Source organism: Streptomyces sp. NPDC001852, assembly GCF_042891825.1.
Taxonomy (GTDB): Bacteria; Actinomycetota; Actinomycetes; order Streptomycetales; family Streptomycetaceae; genus Streptomyces.
Genome location: NZ_JBIATN010000020.1, coordinates 128,308 through 152,896, shown reverse-complemented (window position 1 = coordinate 152,896; position 24,589 = coordinate 128,308). Strand labels below are relative to the sequence as shown.

Annotated in this window: 24 protein-coding genes; 9 read left to right on the top strand and 15 right to left on the bottom strand. The window is 70.4% G+C overall.

The window, feature by feature from the left end:
• Nucleotides 1-7: 7 nt before the first annotated feature.
• Nucleotides 8-1,000: a phospholipase D-like domain-containing protein gene (locus ACFYZB_RS30590; RefSeq protein ID WP_388764106.1), complete on the bottom strand. Its 993-nt coding sequence runs from the start codon at nt 998-1,000 to the stop codon at nt 8-10.
• 263 nt (nt 1,001-1,263) lie between these two features.
• On the opposite strand from ACFYZB_RS30590, the gene hemB reads away from it, so the two are divergent.
• Complete coding sequence (hemB, locus tag ACFYZB_RS30585) at nt 1,264-2,256, top strand: porphobilinogen synthase (protein WP_351211417.1); 993 nt, start codon at nt 1,264-1,266, stop codon at nt 2,254-2,256.
• Nucleotides 2,257-2,344: 88 nt separating this feature from the next.
• On the opposite strand, the gene ACFYZB_RS30580 is transcribed toward hemB, so the two are convergent.
• Nucleotides 2,345-3,163 (bottom strand): DUF4253 domain-containing protein, encoded by an 819-nt coding sequence (locus tag ACFYZB_RS30580; RefSeq protein WP_388764104.1) that lies wholly within the window; start codon nt 3,161-3,163, stop codon nt 2,345-2,347.
• 97 nt (nt 3,164-3,260) lie between these two features.
• Here ACFYZB_RS30580 and ACFYZB_RS30575 point away from each other — a divergent pair, with 97 nt between their 5' ends.
• Nucleotides 3,261-4,484 (top strand): hypothetical protein, encoded by a 1,224-nt coding sequence (locus ACFYZB_RS30575; protein WP_388764102.1) that lies wholly within the window; start codon nt 3,261-3,263, stop codon nt 4,482-4,484.
• Nucleotides 4,485-4,529: 45 nt separating this feature from the next.
• Here ACFYZB_RS30575 and ACFYZB_RS30570 read toward each other — a convergent pair whose 3' ends face one another.
• Nucleotides 4,530-4,940, bottom strand: a complete 411-nt coding sequence (locus ACFYZB_RS30570; RefSeq protein WP_388764101.1) for a VOC family protein — start codon at nt 4,938-4,940, stop codon at nt 4,530-4,532.
• Nucleotides 4,941-5,012: 72 nt separating this feature from the next.
• Here ACFYZB_RS30570 and ACFYZB_RS30565 point away from each other — a divergent pair, with 72 nt between their 5' ends.
• Nucleotides 5,013-5,972 carry a helix-turn-helix transcriptional regulator gene (locus ACFYZB_RS30565; RefSeq protein WP_388764099.1) on the top strand — a complete coding sequence of 320 codons (960 nt, stop codon included), beginning with the start codon at nt 5,013-5,015 and terminating at the stop codon, nt 5,970-5,972.
• Between the two features lie 20 nt (nt 5,973-5,992).
• On the opposite strand, the gene argS is transcribed toward ACFYZB_RS30565, so the two are convergent.
• Nucleotides 5,993-7,771, bottom strand: coding sequence for an arginine--tRNA ligase (gene argS, locus ACFYZB_RS30560; protein WP_388764098.1), 1,779 nt, complete (start codon nt 7,769-7,771; stop codon nt 5,993-5,995).
• A gap of 150 nt (nt 7,772-7,921) precedes the next feature.
• On the opposite strand from argS, the gene lysS reads away from it, so the two are divergent.
• Complete coding sequence (gene lysS / locus ACFYZB_RS30555) at nt 7,922-9,661, top strand: lysine--tRNA ligase (RefSeq protein ID WP_351211409.1); 1,740 nt, start codon at nt 7,922-7,924, stop codon at nt 9,659-9,661.
• A gap of 112 nt (nt 9,662-9,773) precedes the next feature.
• On the opposite strand, the gene ACFYZB_RS30550 is transcribed toward lysS, so the two are convergent.
• From ACFYZB_RS30550 to ACFYZB_RS30540, 3 genes are all read right to left on the bottom strand, one after another.
• Entirely contained in the window at nt 9,774-11,033 is a 1,260-nt protein-coding gene (locus ACFYZB_RS30550; protein WP_388764095.1) for a DUF2637 domain-containing protein, read from the bottom strand.
• A 103-nt stretch (nt 11,034-11,136) separates the two neighbouring features.
• Nucleotides 11,137-12,027, bottom strand: a complete 891-nt coding sequence (locus ACFYZB_RS30545) for a DUF3558 domain-containing protein (protein WP_388764093.1) — start codon at nt 12,025-12,027, stop codon at nt 11,137-11,139.
• A 128-nt stretch (nt 12,028-12,155) separates the two neighbouring features.
• Entirely contained in the window at nt 12,156-13,019 is an 864-nt protein-coding gene (locus ACFYZB_RS30540) for a DUF3558 domain-containing protein (RefSeq protein ID WP_388764091.1), read from the bottom strand.
• A gap of 223 nt (nt 13,020-13,242) precedes the next feature.
• Between ACFYZB_RS30540 and ACFYZB_RS30535 the strand changes: the two genes are divergently transcribed.
• Complete coding sequence (locus tag ACFYZB_RS30535; protein ID WP_388764090.1) at nt 13,243-14,424, top strand: RtcB family protein; 1,182 nt, start codon at nt 13,243-13,245, stop codon at nt 14,422-14,424.
• Nucleotides 14,425-14,467: 43 nt separating this feature from the next.
• Here the strand turns inward: ACFYZB_RS30535 and ACFYZB_RS30530 are convergent, their stop codons facing one another.
• The 5 genes from ACFYZB_RS30530 to ACFYZB_RS30510 form a co-directional block, all read right to left on the bottom strand.
• Nucleotides 14,468-15,268, bottom strand: a complete 801-nt coding sequence (locus ACFYZB_RS30530) for an LAGLIDADG family homing endonuclease (protein ID WP_351211399.1) — start codon at nt 15,266-15,268, stop codon at nt 14,468-14,470.
• A gap of 197 nt (nt 15,269-15,465) precedes the next feature.
• On the bottom strand, nt 15,466-15,627 hold the full coding sequence (locus tag ACFYZB_RS30525; protein ID WP_351211397.1) for a hypothetical protein: 162 nt from the start codon (nt 15,625-15,627) through the stop codon (nt 15,466-15,468).
• A complete protein-coding gene (locus ACFYZB_RS30520) occupies nt 15,627-16,388 on the bottom strand; it encodes an SDR family NAD(P)-dependent oxidoreductase (RefSeq protein ID WP_351211395.1) in 762 nt (253 codons plus the stop codon). Before ACFYZB_RS30520 ends, ACFYZB_RS30525 begins: the two co-directional genes overlap by 1 nt.
• Nucleotides 16,389-16,443: 55 nt before the next feature.
• The gene (locus ACFYZB_RS30515) at nt 16,444-16,782 is read right to left on the bottom strand and encodes a YnfA family protein (protein WP_388764089.1); all 339 of its coding nucleotides are present in this window, start codon (nt 16,780-16,782) and stop codon (nt 16,444-16,446) included.
• Nucleotides 16,783-16,822: 40 nt separating this feature from the next.
• Complete coding sequence (locus ACFYZB_RS30510; protein ID WP_388764087.1) at nt 16,823-17,227, bottom strand: winged helix-turn-helix transcriptional regulator; 405 nt, start codon at nt 17,225-17,227, stop codon at nt 16,823-16,825.
• A 135-nt stretch (nt 17,228-17,362) separates the two neighbouring features.
• Between ACFYZB_RS30510 and ACFYZB_RS30505 the strand changes: the two genes are divergently transcribed.
• The 3 genes from ACFYZB_RS30505 (at nt 17,363) to ACFYZB_RS30495 (ending at nt 20,616) form a co-directional block, all read left to right on the top strand.
• A complete protein-coding gene (locus ACFYZB_RS30505; protein ID WP_351211389.1) occupies nt 17,363-18,286 on the top strand; it encodes an NADP-dependent oxidoreductase in 924 nt (307 codons plus the stop codon).
• 188 nt (nt 18,287-18,474) lie between these two features.
• Nucleotides 18,475-19,206: a response regulator transcription factor gene (locus ACFYZB_RS30500; RefSeq protein ID WP_388764085.1), complete on the top strand. Its 732-nt coding sequence runs from the start codon at nt 18,475-18,477 to the stop codon at nt 19,204-19,206.
• Complete coding sequence (locus ACFYZB_RS30495) at nt 19,207-20,616, top strand: ATP-binding protein (protein WP_388764083.1); 1,410 nt, start codon at nt 19,207-19,209, stop codon at nt 20,614-20,616.
• Nucleotides 20,617-20,748: 132 nt separating this feature from the next.
• Here ACFYZB_RS30495 and ACFYZB_RS30490 read toward each other — a convergent pair whose 3' ends face one another.
• From ACFYZB_RS30490 to ACFYZB_RS30480, 3 genes are all read right to left on the bottom strand, one after another.
• Nucleotides 20,749-22,575 carry a phosphatidylglycerol lysyltransferase domain-containing protein gene (locus tag ACFYZB_RS30490; RefSeq protein WP_388764082.1) on the bottom strand — a complete coding sequence of 609 codons (1,827 nt, stop codon included), beginning with the start codon at nt 22,573-22,575 and terminating at the stop codon, nt 20,749-20,751.
• A gap of 151 nt (nt 22,576-22,726) precedes the next feature.
• A complete protein-coding gene (locus ACFYZB_RS30485; RefSeq protein WP_351211381.1) occupies nt 22,727-23,002 on the bottom strand; it encodes a hypothetical protein in 276 nt (91 codons plus the stop codon).
• A 125-nt stretch (nt 23,003-23,127) separates the two neighbouring features.
• Complete coding sequence (locus ACFYZB_RS30480; protein ID WP_388764080.1) at nt 23,128-23,739, bottom strand: CGNR zinc finger domain-containing protein; 612 nt, start codon at nt 23,737-23,739, stop codon at nt 23,128-23,130.
• Nucleotides 23,740-23,819: 80 nt separating this feature from the next.
• Here ACFYZB_RS30480 and ACFYZB_RS30475 point away from each other — a divergent pair, with 80 nt between their 5' ends.
• A complete protein-coding gene (locus tag ACFYZB_RS30475; RefSeq protein ID WP_388764079.1) occupies nt 23,820-24,584 on the top strand; it encodes an MBL fold metallo-hydrolase in 765 nt (254 codons plus the stop codon).
• The last annotated feature ends 5 nt before the right edge of the window (nt 24,585-24,589 follow it).

The window sequence follows — 24,589 nt, the reverse complement described above, 5'->3', positions numbered from 1 at the left end:
TGTCGGGTCAGGCCGCCGTGCCGCCCGCGTAGTCGCTGTTGAACGTCGTCTCGATCGTCTGGGCGACCGGCTGGGCCACGCCGGTGCCGGTGAGGATGATGCCGAGCTCGCGGTTGTTGCTCAGGGAGTTGCTGCTGATGTTCATCGAGCCGGCCTCGACCTCCTGGGTGGACAGGCCGTAGTCGGCGACCATCGCCTTGGCGTGGATGTAGAAGCCGTTGGGGTCGGAGTAGCCGACGACCGTGCCGCCGGCCGCCTCGACGGCGGAGACCTCGCTGGCGTAGCTGGAAGGATTCTCCAGGACCACGCGGACCTTCACGCCCGCCTTGGCGCGGGCCACGATCGCGTTGACCACCGTGCTGTCGCTGAACTCCAGCTCTTCCACGTCGAGGGTCTTGGTGGCGGAGTTGATGAAGGACACCAGGCGGTTGCGGGAGTCGGTGGGGGACCACAGCAGGTGGTCGCCGTCGGTGGGGGTGACGGAGGTCGCCGTGTAGTCGGCGTTGAAGACCTTCTCGATGGCGGCGACGTCGCGAGTGTCGTCGGTGAAGACGCCGTAGTCGCGGCTGGTCGTGTAGTACTGCGAGGTCAGGTTGCCGGTCATGACCAGGGACTTGGTGCCGTCGACGGTGATCGTCTTCTGGTGGGTGTAGACGTAGGCGGAGGACGACCAGACCACGCCTATGCCCGCGTTCTTCAGGGACGTGTACGCCGAGTTGTTGGCGCTCTGGTGCTGGCGGTCGAGGATGACGCGGACCGTGACGCCCTTGTTCTTCAGGGCTATGAGGTCGTTGACGGCCGTGGTGTCCTCCAGCTCGTACATGGTCAGGTCGAGCGTGCTGGTGGCCGAGTCGATGAAGTCGTAGATCGTGGGCTGGCTGCCGGTCTGGGAGAAGGCGAACGCCGAGTAGCTCGCGGCATTGGCGGGGACGGCCGTGGCGACGACGGCGGTGCCGGCGGTCAGGGCGATGGCCGCGCGGGTGAGGACCTTCCGCAGCATGCGTGACTCCTGGGCTCATGGGCGAGGAGGGGGTGGCGCGGGCATGACACCACGCGCGTAGAACGCTGAGGAGGCCGCAGGATCCAGGGATGACCAGGGGAGCGCAAAGACTTCGTATACGCGCGCCGCTATGCCCGCGAATGGCGTGAATGGGCTGTCTGTGGGACGCCTGTGAGTCCGTCGCCGAGTCCGCTGTCGCCCCTTGAGCCGGACCGACAGGGCGTCGGCAAAGGCGGGGGCGCGGCGGGCGTAGCGTAGAAGGCATGACGAAGTACGGATCTTTTCCCGGGGCCCGTCCCCGGCGACTGCGGACCTCGCCCGTCATGCGGCGGATGGTCGCGGAGACGCGCCTGCACCCCGCCGACTTCATCCTGCCCGCCTTCGTCCGCGAGGGCGTGAGCGAGCCCGTGCCGATCGCCGCCATGCCCGGTGTCGTCCAGCACACCCGCGACAGCCTGAAGAAGGCCGCGCTGGAGGCCGTGGAGGCCGGCGTCTCCGGGATCATGCTGTTCGGCGTGCCGGAGGAGGACAAGAAGGACGCCCAGGGCACGGCCGGCACCGACCCCGACGGGATCCTCCAGGTGGCGCTGCGCGACGTACGCGCCGAGGTCGGCGACGACCTGCTCGTCATGTCCGACCTGTGCCTGGACGAGTTCACCGACCACGGGCACTGCGGCGTCCTGGACGCCGAGGGCCGTGTCGACAACGACGCGACCCTGGAGCGGTACGCCGAGATGGCCCAGGTGCAGGCCGATGCCGGCGCCCATGTCGTGGGCCCCAGCGGCATGATGGACGGCCAAATCGGCGTCGTCCGCGACGCGCTCGACCAGATCGGGCGCGAGGACGTGGCGATCCTCGCCTACACCGTCAAGTACTCGTCCGTCTTCTTCGGCCCCTTCCGCGAGGCCGTCGCCTCCTCGCTCCAGGGCGACCGCAAGACCTACCAGCAGGACCCCGCCAACTGGCGCGATTCCCTGCGGGAGCTGTCCCTCGATCTGGAGGAGGGCGCGGACATGGTCATGGTCAAGCCCGCCGGGCCGTACCTCGACATCCTCGCCCGGGTCGCGGACGCCGTGGACGTGCCCGTCGCCGCGTACCAGATCTCCGGCGAGTACTCGATGGTCGAGGCCGCCGCGGAGAAGGGCTGGATCGACCGCGACCGCGCCATCTTCGAGACCCTGACCGGCATCAAGCGCGCCGGGGCCCGGAACATCCTCACCTACTGGGCGACCGAGGCGGCGCAGAAGCTGCGCTGAGCCGGTGCGAACACGCTGCGGCCCCCGGGCCGGCTCGGAGCGGAGCCGACCCGGGGGCCGCATGCCTGTCGGGGTGCTCCGGCCGGGGTCAGTCCCACCAGAAGGCCCAGGCGGGCGCCCCCACCAGGTCCTTCGCGTAGGCGCGGAAGGTGTCCCGCTCGCCCTGGAGGACGTTGTCCGGGCAGAACGCGAAGTGCTCCGCCGCCACCGCCTCGGCGTCCTCCTCGGTGGCCGGTGGAGCCGCCACGGAGACGACGAGGGCGTCCAGGCCGAGGGCCACGACCCGTATGCCGAACCGGTCCTCCCAGGAACGCAGCACCGCGCACATCCGGGCCACATCGCTCTCGTAGTTCACCGGGCCGGTCCAGCCGATCGCCGCCGGTATGTCGGCGGACCGGCGGGCCGGCACCAGGGCGAGGTGTGCCTCCTCGATCATCGCGCCCCGGCCGCCCTCGAGCGCGTCGGCGACCTGCGCGGCGCGGGTGTCCGGATCCGCGGAGAGGGAGCCGACCGGTGCGAGGCCGGGCCACTCGCCCCCGAACGGCTCGATCTCCTCGGCGAGCTCGCCGTCCTCCGTCTCCTCCTGCCAGTACTCGGCCAGGACGTCCTCTGCGTCGTGATCCCCCGGGTACGACGTCTCGCCGGGCCGCAGCCCCCAGTCCTCCGGGCCGCCCCGGGACGCGGCCAGGTCCACGAGCACCGGCAGCAGACCGGCGCGGGCGGCTGGTGCCCCCAGCGCCTTCCACGTGCCCGGCGCGGCGGGCTTTTCCGCGTGCCACAGCAGGGGTTCGTGCCAGGGCCCGTCGTACGTCATGTCGACGAGCCTGCCGGGTGGCAGCTGAAGCCCGAGGGAACGGCCGCTGGGGTCGGTGGCCAGCCTGGGCAGCGGGTTGGGAAGAGTCGCCATACCCGTGACTGTAAGGGCCGCCACTGACAACGGCGTTGGCCTGCTCGTCCCGAGCAACCCCGACCCGCCTCAGCTTCTCTTACCGGGGGGTGTTGTGATGGCTGGGGACACGGTGACCGGCGTGACGGGAGGACGGAGGAACGTGCAGATCGGGCGCTACCCGGTGCGGTGGCACATCGTGCTGCTCACGCTGTGGACGGCCGTGTGGTTCGTCGTGGCCGAACGACACGCGGCCGTATCCTGGCACTATCTGCGCGAGGGCGAGCAATTGCTCTTCGGCCACGGCGACGGCGGCGGCCTCGCCCTCTACGCCAACCATCCCGAGCTGCAGATAGGCCCGGTCAGCTTCTTCGTCGCCGGACTCTTCGCGCCTTTCCCCGCCGCCCTTGGTGAGAAATTGGCCGACGCGTTCATGTCCGGCCTGGGCCTCTACATGCTCGTGCTGGTGGGCCGTGCGGCGGCCGACCACTACCTCGGCACAGGCGTCAACCACAAACGCCTCCAACAGCGCGTCCTGATCGCCGGCGCCGCCTTCATCCCCATGTGGGTCGAGGTCTCGGTCCGTTTCGCCCACCTCGACGACGTCCTCGCCCTGTTCTTCACCACGCTCGCCGTCCGCGCCCTGGTCCGGGGCAACGCCACGGCCGTGGGCGTGTTCCTGGCCCTCGCGGTCGACTCCAAACCCTGGGCCGTGGGCTTCCTGCCCCTGCTCCTGGCCCTGCCCCGGCCGACCCGCCTGCGCGCGGCGGCCTGGACCTTCGGCCTGGTGGCGGTGGCCTGGCTCCCCTTCTACCTGACCCACCTGGACACCCTGCACGCTGCCCGCTTCACCATCCCCAACCAACCCGCCTCCTCACTGCGCTGGTTCGGCGTGAACGACCCCGTGACCCCCTGGTGGGACCGCCCCACGCAGATGGCCCTGGCCATGGGTCTCGGCGCCCTGGCGGTACGACGGGGCCGCTGGCCGGCGGTGGTCTTCCTGGCCGCCGACGCCCGCATCCTGTTCGACCCCAGCGTCTACACCTACTACAACGCCTCCGTCCTCCTGGGCACGTTGATCTGGGACTCGATCGGCCAGCGCCGCCTGGTCCCGTGGGTCAGCTGGATCGCCCTCATCACCCTCTACGGCAGCGCCCTGGTGGTCCCGTCGGACTCCACCCGGGGTCTCATCCGCCTGGCGTTCTGCCTCGGCTCGGCGGCGTACGTGCTGTTCTGGCCCCAGAGGGCGCCTCGCGGCGGCCGCCGGGGCCGGCGCCCAGGCAGGGAGCCCGCCCACGGGACCCTCATCAGCGACGGACCCCACGGCACGGCACTGAAGTGAACGCGGGCAGGGTGCCGTACCTCTCGTACGTCCTGCCCCGAACGCCTACACCAGCGTCGTGATGCAGAACGGGTGCCCGGCGGGATCCAGCAGCACCCGCCACCGCTCCCCGCCCGGCTGGAACTCCGGCTTCTCGGCGCCCAGTTCGAGCAGCCGCTTCTCGGCGACGTCCAGGTCGTCCACCCCCAGCTCGATGTGCGCCTGCTTCTCCTGCGCCGGGTCCGGCCAGGTCGGCCGGCGGTAGTCGGCGAGGCGGTTGAAGCCGAGACCGGTCGCGCCCTCCTTGCCCAGCAGAACGAAGTCGTCGGTGGAGTAGAGGGCCGACATGCCCAGCAACTCGCCGTAGAAGTTCGCGAGTTCGGCAGGGTCGGCGCAGTCGAAGGTGACGGCGGCACAGCGGAACGCGGGTGCGGAAGGGGACGTGGAAGAGGACGTGGAAGTGGTCTGTGTGGTCATGAGCGGCAGACTAGGACGTGACCAGGACAGTTCCGGTCCTGGTCATGTAGGCCATGTGCCAGACTTCCCGCCGTGCTCAGCTCCTCCGCCCGCCTGCTCCGCCTGCTCTCCCTGCTGTCCTCCCGCCCCTGCTGGACCTGCGCCGAACTGGCCGAGCGCATGGAGGTCACCGGCCGCACGGTCCGCAGGGACATGGCGAGGCTCCGGGACCTCGGCTACTCGGTCGACTCGGAGGCCGGCCCCTGGGGCGGATACCGCCTGCGCGCCGGGTCCCGGGTGCCGCCGCTGATCCTCGACGACGAAGAGGCACTCGCCGTCGCCGTCGGCCTGCGCGAGGCGGCCCTGAGCGACGCGCTCGGCGGCGACCAGGCGGCGCTGTCGGCGCTGCTGAAGCTGCGGCACGTGCTGCCCCGGCGCATCGCGGACCGCCTCGGCGAGCTGGACGACGCCTTCGTACGACTTCCCGGAGCCGACAGCCCCCGGATCAGACCGGGCCTGCTGCTGGAACTGGCGGTCGCCTGCCGTCAGGGCGAACGGGCCCGGCTGTCGTACACCGACGGGGAGGGCAGGAGCACGGTCCGCGAGGTCGACCCCTACCGCCTGGTCCACACCGGCCGACGCTGGTACTTCGTCGCCCGGGACGTGACCCGGGGCCAGTGGCGCACCTTCCGCGCCGACCGGGTCGACCGCCTCCAGCCCACCGGCCACCCGGCAGACCTCACCGACCCACCGGACCCGGCCCTCCTGGTCTCCCGCAACATCGCGAACGGCCCCTACCCCCTGTCCGCGACCATCCGCCTCCCCCTGCCCCTGGACCAGGCGCTGCGGCTCGTCCCGGCGACGGTCGGCACCCATCGCCCCGACGGCCCCGACGCCACCCTCGTCGACATCGGCGGCCCCGACCCGGACGGCCTCGCCCGCTACCTCCTCGGCCTGGGCTCGCCCCTGCGCGTCCTCGAACCGGAGTCGGTACGGCAGGCCCTGGCGCGCCGCGCCCGCGAGCTCGCCGAGGAGAACGCGGCCCAAGGGTAGCCAAGGCCCTACGGCGAGCGTCAGAGCTTCTCGGGCGTCCGGATGCCCAGCAGCGCCATGCCCTGGTGCAGGGTGCGGGCCGTGACGTCACACAGGAAGAGGCGGTTCTCCACCTGCTGCGGCGTCTCGGCCTTCAGGACAGGGCACTTGTCGTAGAAGGACGTGTACAGCGACGCCAGCTGGTACAGGTACGCGGCCAGCTTGTGCGGGGCGTACTCCGCCGCCGCCTCCGCGACCGTCTGCGCGAAGGCGTCCACGTGCAGGCCCAGGGCACGCTCGGCCTCCGCCAGCGCCAGCTCCGGGTGCGCGGCCGGGCGGGTCTCGCCCGCCTTGCGGAGGATGGACTGGATACGGGCGTACGCGTACTGCAGGTACACCGACGTGTCGCCGTTCAGGGACACCATCTGGTCCAGGTCGAACTTGTAGTCCCGGTTCGCCGACGTCGACAGGTCCGCGTACTTCACCGCGCCGATGCCCACCTGGGCACCCCGCTCGGCGATCTCCTCCTCGGAGAGGTCCTGGGCCTTCTCGCGGACCACGGCCGACGCGCGGTCGATCGCCTCGTCCAGCAGGTCCACCAGGCGGACCGTCTCGCCCTCACGCGTCTTGAACGGCTTGCCGTCCTTGCCGAGGACCGTGCCGAAGGCCAGCTGGAAGGCCGTGATGTCCTCGTTCAGCCAGCCGGCCCGCCGCGCCGTCTCGAAGACCATCTTGAAGTGCAGGGCCTGCCGGGCGTCCACCACGTAGAGCAGGTTGTTCGCCTTGAGGTTGAACACGCGGTCGCGGATGGCGGACAGGTCGGTCGCCGCGTAGCCGTAGCCGCCGTCAGACTTCTGGACGATCAGCGGGACCGGGTTGCCGTCCGGGCCCTTGACGTCGTCGAAGAACACGCACAGGGCGCCCTCGCTGCGGACCGCGACGCCCGACTCCTCCAGCAGGCGGCAGGTCTCCGCCAGCATGTCGTTGTAGCCGGACTCGCCGACGATGTCGGGGTCGCGGATCTCCATGTCCAGCTTCTCGAAGACGGAGAAGAAGTAGATCTTCGACTCGTCCACGAACTTCTGCCACATGGCCAGCGTGTGCGGATCGCCCGCCTGGAGGTCCACCACCCGGCGCCGGGCCCGCGTCTTGAACTCCTCGTCGGAGTCGAACTTCTTCCGCGCGGCCTTGTAGAGGCGGTCCAGGTTGGACATCGCCTCCTCGCCGGAGGCCGCCGTGTCCTCGGCGGACGCCTTGTGGTCCAGCTCGTGCGGGTGCTCGTCCAGGTACTGGATGAGCATGCCGAACTGGGTGCCCCAGTCGCCGATGTGGTGCCGGCGGACCACGTTCTCACCCGTGAACTCCAGGAGCCGGACCACCGAGTCGCCGATCACCGCCGACCGCAGATGGCCTACGTGCATCTCCTTCGCCACGTTCGGCTGCGCGTAGTCGATCACCGTCGTGCCCGGCTGCGCGGCGGTCGGCACGCCGAGGCGGCCCGTCTCGTCCGCGTACCGCGCCGCCAGGTTCCCGGTGATCGCCCGGTCGGCGATCGTGATGTTCAGGAAGCCGGGGCCGGAGACCTCGACGTCCTTGACCAGCTCCTCACCCGTCACCACGTGGGAGACGACCTGCGTCGCCAGCTCCCGCGGGTTCGCCTTCGCCTTCTTGGCCAGCGCCAGGATGCCGTTGGCCTGGAAGTCGGCCCGGTCGCTTCGTCGCAGCAGCGGGTCCGCGCCGGCCGCCTCCGGCAGGGTGGCCGAGAGGGCGGACGCGAGGTGCTGCTGGACGGAATCGCTGAGGGACGTGACCGAGGCCATAGGAATGGGTGCCGTTCTCCTCGTGGGGATGGATAGTCCCAGCCAGTATCCCATGGGAGGTAAAGCCGTTTTCGCGGGCGCGAGCCGGTCTGTGAGAATGGAGTGTCACCCCGATCAGACGGAGTGCCACCCCCGTTCAGAAAGAAGGACGTGCCGATCGTGGCTCAGAGCACCGAGACCACCGACTGGGTCTCCCGTTTCGCGGATGAGGTCATCGAGGAATCGGAGCGCCGTGCCCCGGGCAAACCGGTCGTCGTCGCGTCCGGACTCTCGCCGTCGGGCCCGATCCACCTCGGCAACCTCCGCGAGGTCATGACCCCGCACCTCGTCGCCGACGAGATCCGCCGCCGCGGACACCAGGTCCGGCACCTGATCTCCTGGGACGACTACGACCGCTACCGCAAGGTCCCGGCGGGCATCGCCGGCATCGACGAGTCCTGGGCCGAGCACATCGGCAAGCCGCTGACCTCGGTGCCCGCGCCGCGCGGATCGTCGTACCCGAACTGGGCCGAGCACTTCAAGGCCGCCATGATCGCCTCGCTCGCCGAGCTGGGCGTCGAGTTCGACGGCATCAGCCAGACCGCGCAGTACACCTCCGGCGTTTATCGCGAGCAGATCCTGCACGCCATGAAGCACCGCGGCGACATCGACGCGATCCTCGCCCAGTACCGCACCAAGAAGGCCCCCAAGAAGCAGCAGCAGAAGGCCGTCGACGACGCCGAGCTGGAGGCCGAGGAGGGCTCCGGCGCCGCCTCCGAGGACGACGGCAGCTCCGGCTCCGCCGGGTACTTCCCGTACAAGCCGTACTGCGGCAACTGCGAGAAGGACCTGACGACCGTCACCTCCTACGACGACGACACCACCGAGCTCGCCTACACCTGCAACGACTGCGGCTTCACCGAGACCGTCCGGCTCAGCGAGTTCAACCGCGGCAAGCTGGTCTGGAAGGTCGACTGGCCGATGCGCTGGGCGTACGAGGGCGTGATCTTCGAACCGAGCGGCGTGGACCACTCCTCGCCGGGGTCCAGCTTCCAGGTGGGCGGGCAGATCGTCGGCATCTTCGGCGGCAAGCAGCCCATCGGCCCCATGTACGCCTTCGTGGGCATCAGCGGCATGGCGAAGATGTCCTCCTCGCGCGGCGGAGTCCCCACGCCCGCCGACGCGCTGAAGATCATGGAGCCGCAGATCCTGCGCTGGCTCTACGCCCGCCGCAGGCCCAACCAGTCCTTCAAGATCGCCTTCGACCAGGAGATCCAGCGGCTCTACGACGAATGGGACAAGCTCGCCGGAAAGGTCACCGACGGCTCCGCCCTCCCCGCCGACATCGCCGCCTACACGCGCGCCGTCGGCACGGCCGCCGGTGAACTGCCGAAGACGACGCGCCCGCTGCCGTACCGCACCCTCGCGTCCGTCGCCGACATCACCGCCGGACACCAGGACCAGGCCCTGCGCATCCTCTCCGAGCTCGACCCGGAACAGCCCCTCGCCTCCCTGGACGAGGCCCGCCCGCGCTACGACAAGGCCGAGGCCTGGATCAACACGCACGTGCCCGCCGACCAGCGGACCATCGTGCGCGACGAACCCGACGCCGAACTGCTGAAGTCCCTCGACGAGGCCTCCCAGCAGTCCGTACGGCTGCTGCTCGACGGCCTCGCCGAGCACTGGTCCCTCGACGGGCTCACCCACCTCGTGTACGGCGTACCCAAGGTGCAGGCCGGATTCCCCGCCGACGCCACACCGAAGGAACTGCCGGCCGAGATCAAGACGGCCCAGCGCGCGTTCTTCGCCCTGCTCTACCACCTGCTCGTCGGCCGGGACACCGGGCCCCGCCTGCCCACACTGCTGCTCGCGGTCGGGCAGGACCGGGTGCGGCGCCTGCTCGGCGAGTAAGCGGCAACCGAGAACGCGGCAACCGGGCAAGCGGCAACCGAAGAAGGGGCCCTCGGATCGAGGGCCCCTTCTTCATGCGCTCATGTTCTTCATGCGCTCAGGCGAAACGCGCTCATGCGATGTGGTCTTCCTCCAGCTCCGCTGAATGACGCTGCTGGAAGCGCTCCGCGAGCGTCTTCAGGGCGCTGGGGCTCAGCGTCGTCCCGAAGGTCGCCTGGATGTTGTCACCAAGGACCCGCGGCGTGGGATAGCTGCCGTCGATCGACTGACGGAAGACCTGGTAGTAGGCCTCCTCGTCCGGCTCCGGCGACCCACCGCCCTCGCCCAGCTCGCGCGTCCGGTTCGGGCCCACCGGGATCGGGAAACTCCCCGTCTCCTCCGGCGAGGGCTGCTGGAAGTCCTCCGGCTGCTGCTCCTCGTACCACTCCCCGTACTGCTCGTCCGGCGCGTACTGAGGCTCCTGCATCATCGGGTCGTAGGTGGGGTCGTAACCGCCGTGGTAGTCGACCTGGCGCTGCGCCTGGAACCAAGGGCTCTCCTCGTCCACCGGGGCGCCCTCCGCCTGCCCGGCGTACTGACCGGGCAGCTCCAGGCGCTGCCCGCTCGCAGGCGCCGCCTTCTGCGGGACCGGCGCCACCCCAGCGGCACGACCACCCGCAGCCGCGGCCGGTATCAGCGCCGGCTCTATGCCCGCCGCCGCAAGCCCCGCCGGAGCCGTCTCCGCCAGCGGCACCCCGTACCTCGCCAGCCGCAGCGGCATCAGGGACTCCACCGGAGCCTTCCGCCGCCAGGCACGGCCGAAGCGGGAACGCAGACGGGCCTGATAGACGAGACGTTCCTGCTCCAGCTTGATCACCTGCTCGTACGAGCGCAGCTCCCACAGCTTCATACGACGCCACAGAAGAAACGTGGGAACCGGCGAGAGCAGCCAGCGCGTCAGGCGGACCCCCTCCATGTGCTTGTCCGCCGTGATGTCGGCGATCCGCCCGATCGCATGCCGGGCCGCCTCCACCGCGACCACGAACAGCACCGGGATCACCGCATGCATACCCACGCCCAGCGGATCCGGCCAGGCGGCGGCACCGTTGAACGCGATCGTCGCCGCCGTCAGCAGCCACGCCGTCTGACGCAGCAGCGGGAACGGGATACGGATCCAGGTCAGCAGCAGGTCCAGGGACAGAAGCACACAGATACCTGCGTCGATGCCCACCGGGAACACATAGGAGAAGTTCCCGAAGCCCTTCTTGATGGCCAGCTCACGCACGGCCGCGTAAGAGCCGGCGAAGCCGATACCGGCGATGATCAAGGCGCCGGTCACGACCACGCCGATGAGAACGCGGTGCATCCGAGACAGCTGCAGTGGCGCGGCCACGCGTACTCCCCTCCCCTTGCCTGTTGTTGCGCGCAACAGGGTGGCACACGCGAACGGCGAACGTGGTATCGGTCGGGCTTCGAAAACCCCTCAGACCCCTCGCTCAGCCCTTCTTCGCGGCCGACTTGGACGGAGAAGCACTGGAAGAAGCCGACTTGGACGGAGAACCCGAGGCGGACTTCGAAGGCGAAGCCGACGTCGACGGCGCCGAACCCCCCGACGACGAGCCGCCATTGGCCGACGACACCGCGCCGACCACCTCCTTCACCGCGCCTTCCGCGGCCTTCGTCAGCTCATCCGCGTCCGGAGTCTTCTCGCCCGCCAGACCGGCCCCGTTGTAGTCGAGCGTGACGACCACGTTCTCGACCCGCGCGACCACCGTCTGCTGCTTGAAGAGACCCTCCTTCTTCTGCAGGTCGTAGCGCACGGCCGTCGCCTCCGCGCCCGTACCCGACAGCGGGGTCTCCTTGGTGTTCTTCGCACCCGCCACCGACGCGGCGTCCTTGACCTGCTGGGCGAAGTACGTGTGCGCCTGCGCGTCACCGGCACCACGCGTGCTGTCCGAGTCGAAACGCAGCAGCGACACGTTCAGCCACCGGAACTGCGAACCCTTCACACCGTTGTTGTCCAGGCTGCTCCACGAACAGGAGCCACGCGACGACGGATCGTCCGAACTGCCCTTCTTGCCCGACGTGCCCTGCGGCACCAGATCCGTCAGCGTCTTCTTCGACAACACCGCGCACGCGTCCGGCAGCCTCTTGTACGCCGCCGCCTGCACGGTCGGGGACGAACTCGCCGACGACTGCGCGCCGCCGCCCGCGGACTGCTGCGCGCTGCTGCCGGATCCCTTGCCCTTGGAATCACCCGAGTCCGAAGAACAGGCCGCGGTGATCAGCACCGCCGGCACGGCTGCCGCGCAGACAAGAACACGGCTCAGGCGCTTGCCACGCATTCCTCGCTGGGCACGGTCGTCTCGCTGGGCTGCTCGCTGCATGGTTCCTTCACTCATGACGCTCGGTGGTCGTGCGGGTTCCTGCGGGGGCCCACGGTACGCGGTGAAGGAGCTGTGCGGTTTCCGTTCGGGTGCTTTGCGCACAGCGGGACGAACGGCTCCCGCCGCCGTCAACCGCCCAGCGCGTCATCCAGATGAGAGGCCAGATTACGGGCCCTGTCCTGCATTTCCTTGCTGTCCGGGACCGTTCCGACAACCGTCGGCTGCTCCTCGTACTCGATGGTGACGACGACGTTGGACGTGCGGAACACCACAGTCACCGTCCGCTGTTCGGCCGTCGAACCCGACGAGCCGAGCTGGTCGTCGATATACGCCTCGTCACCGAGATCGGACAGCACCCGCGGCTGCAGATCGGCCGCGGAGCCGGAGGGGGAGGCATCACCGGCGGACGCCGAGGCGCTGCCGCTGGACGAGGAGGAGGGCGAAGACGAGGAGGAGGCCGACGGCGACGACGAAGACGAGGGCGACGAGGAAGACGAGGAAGTGGGCGTCGGCACCCCGCTCGCCGTCGGGGAACCGCTCGGCTCCGGGAGGTTGGCCGCCACCTGCTTGCCCTGGAACAGCTTCTTCGCCTGGTCGTCGTCGCTGACCGCGTTGTCGTACGACACCACACGCTCGAAGTCGACCGAGAGACGGTCGGTCGCGTCGGCGGACTCCACCTTCCAGTGGCAACCGACCTTTCGATCGGTGTCATAGGTGAGCTCCGCCTCGCCCTGGTACGCCTTGTCCCGCTGGGCGGGATCGGCGATCTGCTTGATGCCGGGCAGCATCGAGTCGAGGGTGTCGTGGCCGACCGCACCGCAGGGCTCGGGCAGTGTGCGGTACTTGCCCGGCTGGGCGGCGACCGTGGTGGTGCCGGTGTCGCCGGGGTTGGCGTTGTCCGTCGAACCGTCGCTCCCCGAGCCGCTCGTGCAGCCGGCCACCAGCGCCGCGAGGAGGGCGGCGGTGCCGGTTACGTACGCCTTCCGCTGCACGGTCGGGCTCCTCTCGGGTGTGCGCTCGCTCGATGGTCCAGTGTCCCCGCTGGTTATTCGCTTGCCGCAGCGGGGCGTCCCCTGGAGACAATGTGTATCGCACGCGCCGCCGTGGCCGCCGGTCCCTTGTCCCTTTTCACCGGCGTCAGCGCTGAATTTCCGTTCTGCTGCTTATAAGCCTTGCGTAAGCCTTTGTTGTCGTTTTCGGGGGAATGAGGACCATATGTCGTACGTGGAGATGCCGGGCGCGAAGGTCCCGATCCGGATGTGGACCGACCCCGCGACGGTCGAGGACGTGGCCCTGCGCCAGCTCCAGAACGTGGCGACCCTGCCCTGGATCAAGGGCCTCGCCGTGATGCCGGACGTGCACTACGGCAAGGGTGCGACGGTCGGCTCCGTCATCGCCATGCAGGGCGCGGTGTGTCCGGCGGCGGTGGGGGTCGACATCGGGTGCGGGATGTCCGCCGTCAAGACGTCGCTGACGGCGAACGACCTGCCTGGCGACCTGTCGCGGCTGCGGTCGAAGATCGAGCAGGCGATTCCGGTGGGGCGGGGGATGCATGAGGATCCCGTGGAGCCGGGGGACTTCCATGGGCTCGCGACTGCGGGGTGGGACGGGTTCTGGGGGCGGTTCGACGGGGTCGCGGAGGCGGTGAAGTTCCGGGAGGAGCGGGCGCATAAGCAGATGGGAACGCTTGGAGCGGGCAACCACTTTTGCGAAGTTTGTGTAGATATGTCCGGTTCGGTGTGGCTCATGCTCCACTCCGGTTCCCGGAACATCGGCAAGGAACTCGCCGAGCACCACATCAGCGTGGCCCAGAAGCTCCCGCACAACCAGGGCCTGGTCGATCGCGATCTCGCCGTGTTTGTCGCGGACACTCCGCAGATGGCGGCCTACCGCAACGACCTGTTCTGGGCGCAGGAGTACGCCAAGTACAACCGCACGCTCATGATGGCGCTCCTGAAGGACGTGATCCGGAAGGAGTTCAAGAAGGCCAAGCCGACCTTCGAGCCGGAGATCTCCTGCCACCACAACTACGTTGCGGAGGAGCGGTACGACGGCATGGATCTGCTCGTCACCCGCAAGGGCGCGATCCGGGCCGGCTCCGGCGACTACGGGATCATCCCGGGCTCAATGGGTACGGGGTCGTACATCGTGAAGGGCCTCGGAAACGAGAAGGCCTTCAACTCCGCCTCGCACGGCGCGGGTCGGCGGATGAGCCGTAACGCGGCCAAGAAGCGGTTCTCCACGAAGGACCTGGAGGAGCAGACCCGGGGCGTGGAGTGCCGCAAGGACTCCGGTGTCGTGGACGAGATCCCGGGCGCCTACAAGTCCATCGACCAGCAGCGGGACCTGGTGGAGGTCGTGGCGAAGCTGAAGCAGGTCGTGTGTGTGAAGGGCTGACGTGAAAGGCCCCCGGTCGGTGCCGGGGGCCTCGCTCAACTGGTCACTGATCGCTGGGTTTGGATGCTTGGCCGGAGTTCAGGCGCCAGAGGCGGAGATGGCAGCTCTGGGTGGTCCTGCCGAGTACCTCCGCGGTGGCCGTTGGGCTGTTGAGCTGCAGGAGGATCCGGTCCTCGTGTTCAGTCCAGCGGCGCCTTGTGTAGGCGGCCCTCATTCCTGCGGGGCGTACCCAGGTCGAGAGCGAGTCGGCGGCGGTGTGCTTGCGCTCCAGGGCCAGGCAGCCGGGGTAGTACAAGTCGGTTGCGAGGCGCTGCGCCACCTCCTTCAGGTAGAGGACGTTGTAGATGTCGTCGCGGGCGTTGCGCTTGAGGATGCGCTCGGCTCCCGTGACGTCCCTGCAGTAGTCGCGCAGGCAGGACGCGATGGCGCTGCTGGCCGTGGTCAGGGAGACGAAGGGGAACCCCTTGCCGGTGAAGCCGACTGAGCCGTCTGCGTCGATCAGTCCTCGGAGATAGTCACGGCGGGGGAACTCGACACTCGGGGGAGCGATCGTCTTTGACTTGCGGCCGTAGGGCAGGCCGAGTTCGTTGAGTGTGGTCCTGGCTTCGAGGGAACACAGGCTCCAGATGGCGGCGGTGTGAGTCTCGGTGAAGTTGGTGGATCGGGTGCGCTCGGTGATGCTGCTGTAGTAGGGCGTCAGTTTCTGGAACTTACGCAGGAGATCGATGTCCCGGGCGCTGATCTCGACGGTCAAACGGCCCTTTTGTCCCGTGCCCTTCGCCAGATGGCCATCCGCCTGCAAGAACCCGAACATGTACGCGTACTCGGGCACCGTGAGGTCCATGAACCGGTGGGCGCTAGGCTCGCATTCAGCCACAGGGAAGCCTCCACTTCCATGCTGGTGAGGCCCTCGGCGGGGCTGCATCCCTGCCGAGGGCCGTCGAAGTGATCGTGTGGCGCGAGCCTAGATCGCCAGTTCGTACGGCGATCGGGTGATCGGGGAGGTTCGCCCGTTTGGGTTAATTGTGGGCTGATCGTCGGTCACTTCGCGTGGCGGACCGCGTAGATCATCACGAAGGCCACGATGTGGATGCCGAAGAGGAAGTAGCCGAGGAAGTACCAGACCTTGCGTTCGTCCTTGGTCTCCTGGGCCAGGCGGGCCTTTTCCAGCGACTCGGCGGCGTCTGCGTTCTCTTCAGGCATCACGGCTCCCGGTGGACCTTGGTGTTGGACGCCTGGGCGCGGGGGCGGAGGACGAGGAGGTCGACGTTGACGTGGCTGGGGCGGGTGACGGCCCAGGTGATCGTCTCGGCGACGTCGTCGGCCGTGAGGGGTTCGGCGACGCCCTCGTAGACCTTGGCCGCCTTCGTCTCGTCGCCGGCGAAGCGGGTCAGGGCGAACTCCTCCGTCTTCACCATGCCGGGGGCGATCTCGATGACGCGGACCGGCTGGCCGACGATCTCCAGGCGCAGGGTCTCGGCGAGGACGTGGGCGCCGTGCTTGGCGGCGACGTAGCCACCGCCGCCCTCGTAGGTGCCGTGGCCGGCGGTGGAGGAGACGACGACGATGGCGCCGTCGCCGCCGGCGACCAGCTTGGGCAGCAGGGCCTGGGTGAGGTTCAGGGTGCCGATGACGTTGGTCTCGTACATCGTGCGCCAGTCCGCCGGGTCGCCGGTGGCCACCGGGTCCGCGCCGAGGGCGCCGCCCGCGTTGTTGACCAGGACGCCGATGGTCTGGAAGGCCGTCGCGAACTCGTCGACGGCCGTGCGGTCGGTGACGTCCAGCTGGTAGGCGACCGCCGAGTGGCCGGCCTTGGTCAGTTCCTCCGCCAGCGCCTCGATCCGGTCCTTGCGGCGGGCGGTGAGGACGACGCGGTAGCCGGCCTCGGCGAGCTGCCGGGCCGTGGCGGCGCCGATGCCGCTGCTCGCACCGGTGACGACGGCGATGCGGGAGGCGGGGGCCATGGGCAGCTCCTGGAGTTCTGGGGGCTTTCAAGGTCCCGTCCAGCGTAAGTGAGGCTCAGGCGCCGTTTCGCGGGGCCCACATGATCACGGCCATGCCGGCGAGGCAGATCAGCGCCCCGGTCACGTCCCAGCGGTCGGGGCGGTAGCCGTCGGCGATCGCGCCCCACAGAAGTGAGCCGGCGACGAAGATGCCGCCGTACGCGGCCAGGATGCGGCCGAAGTGGGCGTCGGGCTGGAAGGTGGCGACGAAGCCGTACGCGCCGAGGGCGAGGACTCCGCCGGTCATCCACAGCCAGCCCCGGTGCTCGCGCATGCCCTGCCAGATCAGCCAGGCGCCGCCGATCTCGAAGACGGCGGCGACGACGAACAGGGCGGCGGAGCGGAGGATCGGCATGGGCAGCAGCTTGGCATGGGTGCGGGGCGGGAGCCGGTGGTCAGGCGGGGTTCTCGGTGTCGTAGCGCTCGCGGGCCGCTCGTACCTCTTCGAAGTGGGTCTCGGCCCAGTCCTTCACGGCGGTCAGCAGGCCGGCGAGGCTGGCGCCGAGGGGGGTGAGCGCGTAGTCGACGCGGACGGGGACGGAGGGGGTGAGGGTGCGGCTGATGATGCCGTCCCGTTCGAGGGTGCGCAGGGTCTGGGTGAGCATCTTGGGGCTGACGCCGGCGATGGTGCGGCCGAGGTCGCTGTAGCGCCTGGGGCCGCCGGAGAGTGCGGCGATGACGAGGCTGACCCACTTGTCGCTGAGGCGGCCGAGCAGCTGGTGGGAGGGGCATGCGCGCAGGAAGGCGTCGTAGTCGGCGCGGGCCTGTTCGCGGCGCTGGGCGGCGGTCGTGGTCGCCATGGGCTCTTCCCTTCGGGGCAGCTACGCACTCTGAGGTAACTACTTACTGATGGATAGTAGCTCTCCTACGGTTGGTGGTGCGGCCGGAAAGGTGCCGCGGAATCATCAACTGGCTTGTGTTTGGGGAGAGTTGGCATGCGTGCTGCTGTGGTGAGGGTGTTCGGTGGCCCGGAGAGTGTGGAGATCGCGGACGTCGCGGTGCCGGAGCCGGGGGCGGGGCAGGTGCGGATCAAGGTGGCCGCGGGTGCGCTGAACCCGGTGGACGCGGCCGTGCGGGCCGGCGTCTTCGGTGGGGCCGGCAAGACCCTGGGGCTGGGCTGGGACGTGGCCGGCACGGTGGACGCGGTGGGTGCGCCCGCATCCTGGGAGGTCGGTGATGCGGTGGTGGCGCTGGTGGCGGGCGTGGCCGAGCCGCTGGGGTCGCATGCCGAGTACGTCGTGGTGGACGCGCGTGCGGTGGCCTCGGCACCGGTCTCGGTGGACGCGGCGCACGCGGGCACCCTGCCGTTGAACGGGCTGACCGCGGTGCAGGCCCTGGACCTGCTGGGCCTCGCGCCGGGCGAGAGGCTGCTGGTGACCGGGGCCGCGGGTGCGGTCGGCGGGTTCGCGGTGCAGTTGGCCGCGCACCGGGGCATCGAGGTGACCGGGCATGCCCGCGTGGACGACGAGGAACTGGTGCGATCCCTGGGTGCCGCGCGCTTCACGGCCGACGGGGTGGAGCCGGGGAGCGTGGACGCGGTGCTGGACGCCGCCGTGCTCGGGGCGCCCGCGCTGGCGTGGGTGCGGGACGGGGGCGGGTTCGTCGCGGTCCGTGACGGGGTGCTGCCGGAGGCGGAGCGTGGGGTGCGGACGGAGAACGTGTGGGTGCGGGCGGACGGGGCGCAGCTCGCGGAGCTGGTCCGGCTGGTGGACGAGGGGGTGCTGACCCTGCGGGTGGCTCAGACGTACGCACTGGAGGAGGCGGCGAAGGCGCACGCGCGGCTGGCGGAGGGCGGGGTGCGCGGGCGTCTGGTGCTGGTGCCGCCGTTCGCCGAGCAGGCGCCGGGCTTGCGGCCCTGACCTGGGGGCTCCGTCCCCAGTCGACGGCCTTGCGGCTCTGAGAGCGGTGCCCCGGCGCTCGGGTGGGGTGAGAAGACGGTAGGGCGGCGGGCAGGGTTGCCCATGTGACGGTGAGAGGGGGGTAAAAAGGGTGATCGTAGGTCCGCCCGCCCCGACCGAACCGGCCGAGGCCTTGGCAAACTGGGTGCGTGCCCCAGACTGTGCTGCTCGCCGAAGACGACCGTGCCATCCGTCATGCCCTGGAGCGTGCCCTGACTCTGGAGGGGTACGAGGTGACGGCGGTGGCCGACGGTGTCGAGGCGCTGGCGCAGGCCCACAAGACCCCGCCGGACGTCCTTCTGCTCGACGTGATGATGCCGGGGATCGACGGCCTCCAGGTCTGCCGCGTGCTGCGGGCCGAGGGTGATCGCACCCCGATCCTGATGCTCACCGCGCTCGTGGAGACCGCCGACCGCATCGCGGGACTGGACGCCGGCGCGGACGACTACGTGGTCAAGCCGTTCGACGTCGAGGAGGTCTTCGCCCGGCTGCGCGCCCTGCTCCGCCGTACCAGCCCGGCGCCGGCCGGCGGCAACGGTGGCGGCGGTGAGAGCGGCGGCCGGGAGCCCCAGCTCTCCGACCGGCAGGTCGAGGCCGCCGGTATCCGCATGGATCTGCAGGCCCGCCGTGCCTGGCGCGGCAAGCGTGAGCTGGAGCTGACCCGCACGGAGTTCGAGCTGCTGGAGCTGCTCGTGCGCAACGCGGGCATCGTGCTCGACCACTCCACGATCTACGACCGGATCTGGGGCTACGACTTCGGGCCCGGCTCGAAGAACCTCGCCGTGTACGTCGGCTACCTGCGCCGCAAGCTCGACGAACCGGGTGCGCCGCAGCTGATCCACACCGTGCGGGGCGTGGGTTACGTGCTCCGGGAGGACTAGGTGGGCCGCCTGCGGCGGCTGCTGGCCCCGGGCCGGCCCAAGCTGGTCTCGCTGCGCACCACGTTCGCCGTGTCCTTCGCGGCCGTGACCGCCGCCGTCACCGTCCTCGTCGGCATCCTGTCCTACGGCAGTGCCGCGCGGCTCGTCCGGGTCGACCAGCAGTCGGTGTTCACGCAGGTCGTGCAGGACGTGCAGGGCGAGGTGCGGCAGCACGAGATGGTCCCCGAGGACTTCTCCTCCTCCCGTCCCGGGCACGACCTGGTGCGGCCCGCCCGCACCGATGTGCAGGTGCTGGGTGCGCAGGGGCAGATCGTGGACCACGGCAACCCGAGCCTGCCCGTCTCCTCCCGTGACAAGGCGATGGCGCTCGCGACGACGGCCGGGAAGGTCGTCGAGCACAAGGACGTACCGGTGGACGGGGACCTGTTCCGCATCGCCACGGTCTCCCTGGGTGACGGGCGGGGTGCGGTCCAGGTCGCGCAGGAGTTCAGCGACACCGAGGACCTGCTGCGGACGCTGCAGCGGCGGACACTGATCCTGATGGTGGCGGTCGTGGTGGCGGCCGGGCTGTTCGGCTGGTGGCTGGCCCGCCGGATCACCCGGCGTCTGGTGATTCTGACCTCCGCCGCGGAGGACGTGGCCCGCACCCGGCAGCTGGGCATCGAGGTGCCGGTGGCCGGGCTGGACGAGGTGGGCCGGCTCGGCCGCGCCTTCGACCGCATGCTGGGCCGCCTGGCCCAGTCCGAGGAGGACCAGCGGCGCCTGGTGCAGGACGCGGGGCACGAACTGCGCACTCCGCTGACGTCCCTGCGTACGAACATCTCCCTGCTGCGCCGGATCGACGAGCTGTCGCCCGCCATGCGGGAGGAACTGGTCGCCGATCTCAGCCAGGAGGCGCGGGAGCTGACCGACCTGGTCAACGAGCTGGTCGACCTCGCCGCGGGGCAGTCGGACACCGAGCCGCCGCAGCGGGTGGACCTCGCCGACATCGCCGAGGACGTCGTGGGGCTCGCCAAGCGCCGTACCGGGCGGGAGATCGTCCTGCGCACCAGCGGGGACACGAGGACCGACGGGCGGCCGGGAATGCTGCAGCGGGCCATGTCGAACCTGGTGGAGAACGCGGCCAAGTTCGACCGGGAGGGGAAGGGGCCCATCGAGGTCCACATCACCGGGCCGGCGCGGTCGGGGCCCGTGCGGGTGGAGGTGCTGGACCGGGGGCCGGGCATCGCCGAGAGCGATCTGATCCGGATCTTCGACCGCTTCTACCGGGCTGCCGACGCCAGGTCCCTGCCGGGGTCGGGGCTGGGGTTGTCCATCGTCCGCGAGGTCGCCATGGCGCACGGCGGGGCACCGTTCGCCTTCCGGCGGGAGGGCGGCGGAGCGGTGATCGGTTTCACCGTGGGCGGCTGAGCGCCGTAGGGGTGCTTCGGCGTCGCCGGGTGTCGTCAGGAGGGGGACAGGATGCCCTCGCCGGTTTGGCGTGGACCCTTTGCGGACCGCCGGGGTGAAGTCAGCCCGGCGGTCCGCGACACCGTGACGCCGCTACTGCTTGCGGCCGCCGAGTCCCGGGAGTTCGAGGAACCCCTCCGCACGGGCGCTCGCCAGGCCGATCCGTGGGATGTCGCTGCTCTTGGCGAAGAGCAGGAAGCGCGGTTCCCACACCGGGCGGTACTTGGCGTTGGCGCGGTAGAGGGACTCGATCTGCCACCAGCGTGAGAAGAAGGTGAGGGTGGAGCGCCACAGGCGCAGGACGGGGCCCGCGCCGAGGCGGGCGCCGCGTTCGAAGACCGAGCGGAACATCGCGAAGTTCAGCGAGACCCGCTGGATCCCCAATTCCTTCGCCCGCAGCAGGAGTTCCACGACCATGTACTCCATCAGGCCGTTCTCGCAGTCGCGGTCGCGGCGCATCAGGTCCAGCGAGAGGCCGTGCTCGCCCCAGGGCACGAAGCTGAGCAGGGCGCGCGGTTCGTCGTTGCCGTCGCGGCACTCCAGCATCACGCAGCGGCCGTCCGTCGGGTCGCCGAGACGGCCGAGGGCCATGGAGAAGCCGCGTTCGGTGGCGCCGTCGCGCCAGTCGTCGGCGCGCTTCATCAGCAGGGCCATCTCGTCGGCGGGGATGTCCTCGTGGCGGCGGATGCGGACGGTGTAGCCGGCCCGCTTGACCCGGTTGTGGGCCTGGCGGACCACGCGCATGGCGCGGCCCTCGAGGGTGAAGTCGGCGATGTCGACGATGGCCTCGTCGCCGAGTTCGAGGGCGTCCAGGCCGTGCCGGGCGTAGATCGTGCCGGCCTCCTCGCTGGCGCCCATGACGGCCGGGGTCCAGGCGTGCCGGCGGGCCTCGGCGAGCCAGGCGTCGATGGCACCGGGCCAGGCCTCGGGGTCGCCGATCGGGTCGCCGGAGGCGAGGGAGACCGCGCCGACGACGCGGTAGGTGACGGCCGCCTTGCCGGTGGGGGAGAAGATGGCGGCCTTGTCGCGGCGCAGCGCGAAGTAGCCGAGGGAGTCACGGGCGCCGTGCTTGTCCAGCAGGGCCCGCAGCTGGGTCTCGTCCTCCTCGGTGAGCCGTCGCCGGCCGCGCGGGGAGCGGAAGCAGGCGTACAGGACCAGGAGGAAGGCCGCGGCGAGCAGGATGTTGATGATGATGTCGACCCAGCGGGGCGCGTGCACGGAGTCCACCCGGTCGGCGAGCGGGCCGACGCTGATGCCGCGCAGCAGGCTGTAGGCCAGCTCTTCGTACACGCTGGCGCCCGTCAGCTTGTTGGTGGCGTGCACGAGCAGCGTGCCGAGACCGCCGGTGACCAGGACGCCGCCGGCGCCGACGGCCAGCGCGAGCTTCGGGTTGGAGGGGTCGCCGATGGCGTTGAACTCACGGCGGCCGATCAGCAGCGCGACCACGAAGAGGCCGGTGAGGGCGGTGGAGACCCAGTTGAAGGCGTGGTCGCGGAACGGGTGCTGGGTGAGCGCGAGGACGTAGAGCACGAACAGGGGGCCCGCGCACAGCAGGTTGACCACCCAGGCGGCGCGCTTGCCGCGCCGCATCACCAGCGCCAGGAAGATGGCCGCCGCGGCCGAGGCCAGGCCGGCGGTGGCCAGGTACGGGGTGAAGAACTGGCCGGCGTGGTGGGTGTGCGCGTGCACGTGGCGGGCGGTGAAGAGCTTGCCGTCGTTGTGTTCCTGCACCTCTTTGCGGAACGGCAGCGACAGGACCGCGATGATGTTGAAGACGGCGATGAGCCGCAGGTACCACACGGTGGCCGAGGCGGCCCGCGCGCGCAGGCGGGGCCCGGGCACGGGCAGTTGCGGCACACGGCGCGTGCCGCGCTGTGCGGGGACCTGTGAGGAGAGCAGGGTCTGCTGCTGAGCGGGCATGGTGACTGGTCACCTTGTGGAGTGGGGGACGGTCGACCCCGGTCGGGGCCACCTTGACCCTACAGCTTGTAGGGTAGTCCGGTTGGGCGCTGTTCCGGGACAGGAGCGTACCGACAACCGCTCTTACCCGGCACTTCCCGTGTCGTGCCTCTTACCCGGCCCTTCCCCTGTCACGCCGGGCCGCCACCAGATGCCAGCCCAGGTTGCCCACCGCCGCGCCGGCCGCCACCGCGGCGACGATCACCCCGCCGGTGGCGAGTCCGTCGCTGAACAGATGCGGCCGCCGGTCGAGGCTGTGCAGCCCGAACCCGCACAGCTCGTACACGCCGACGGCGGCGACGAGAAGGCTGACGGCCAGCAGGGTCAGTGTCGGCGCGAGACTGCGCACACAGACCTGCACGGCTGCCTCCGTTTCCGTGTTCTGCATGGATCCCCCGATGAACAGACGAATGAACAGCCCTGCGATCGCCGCCGGTTGGGAACCTACAATACGTAGGGTCGGCCGGGGGTGATGACGACGGCGTGGGCCCGCGAGTCGTGGTCCGGGTGTGCTCAGTCCTCCTCGGTACGCCCCGTGCGGCGGGCGTAGGCGCGGGCGGCGCGGGCGCGGTCGCCGCAGCGGGTGGAGCACCAGTGCCGGCGGCCGTGGCGGAGCAGGTAGCGGTTGCAGGGGGCCGAACCGCAGGCGGTGAGACGGTCGGCGTCGGGGCCGGTGAGCAGGTCGGCGGCGTCGGCGGCGAGGGCGGCCAGGGCGTGTTCGAGGATCTGTGTGGCGGGGTGGGCCGTCGCACGGTACGGGCCGCGCTCCGGGGACCACTGCAGCAGCGCCGCCGCGGGGGCGCGGGTGAGCGCGTCGTTGACGGCGTTCAGGGCGCCGGCCGGAGGGGTGTGTCCCTCGACCCGGGCGGCGATCAGCGACCGGAGGTGCTCGCGCAGGGAGCGCAACTGGGCCGCGCAGGTCTCCCGCAGTCCGGCGTCGGCCGGGGCGAGCCCGTGCGCGGTGAGCCAGTGGTTCGCGGCCTGCGGGGTGCCGAGCAGGTCGGTGAACCGGCCGCCGGGCAGGGCGGGCGCGCTGTTGGCGAGGTCGAGCGCGGCGTGCTGCTCGGCGCCCGGTGCGGGTGGCAGCCCCATGTCGTCGGTCAGGCGTTCCTTCACATCTCTCATGGTACGGCTTGCGTTCAACCGTGAGGTGGGGCTAGCTTCTTGTCACGGACAGCAATAGATTCAACCGTGAGGATCCCGCCATGACTGCTCCTGCCGAGCCGGTTCCCGTGCGCGTACTCGGTGGCCCGACCGTTCTCATCGAGTACGGCGGTCTGCGCCTCCTCACCGACCCCACCTTCGACGCCCCGGGCGACTACTCGCGCGGCGGCGACCGGTTCCTGAGCAAGACCGCCCCGCCCCGCCTGCCGCAGACGGACCTGGGCCCGGTCGACGTCGTCCTGCTCTCCCACGACGAACACCCCGACAACCTCGACCACTCCGGCCGGGCCCTGCTCGCCTCCGTACCGCGCACCTTCACCACGAGCGGCGGCGCCGTCCGTCTCGGCGGCACCGCCGAGGGCCTCGCCCCCTGGCAGTCCGTCGAGCTGCCCCGGCCCGACGGCGGCACGCTCACCGTCACCGGCGCACCCGCCCTGCACGGCCCCGACGGCGCCGACGCGGTCATCGGTGAGGTCATCGGCTTCGTCCTCACCTCGGCCGACCTGCCCACTGTCTACGTCAGCGGGGACAACGCCTCCCTGGAACTGGTGAAGGAGATCGCCGACCGCTTCGGCCCGGTGGACACCGCGGTGCTGTTCGCCGGGGCGCCGCGCATCCCGGGCATCCTCGACGGCGCCCTGCTCGTCCTGGACGCCGCCGCCGCCGTGACCGCCGCCGGGCTCCTCGGCGCCCGCCGGGTGGTCCCGGCCCACTGCGACAGCTGGGCCCACTTCACCGAGACCCGTGACGACGTGCTGGCGGCGTTCGAGGAGGCGGGGCTGGCCGACCGGCTCCAGCTGGACTGATCCGG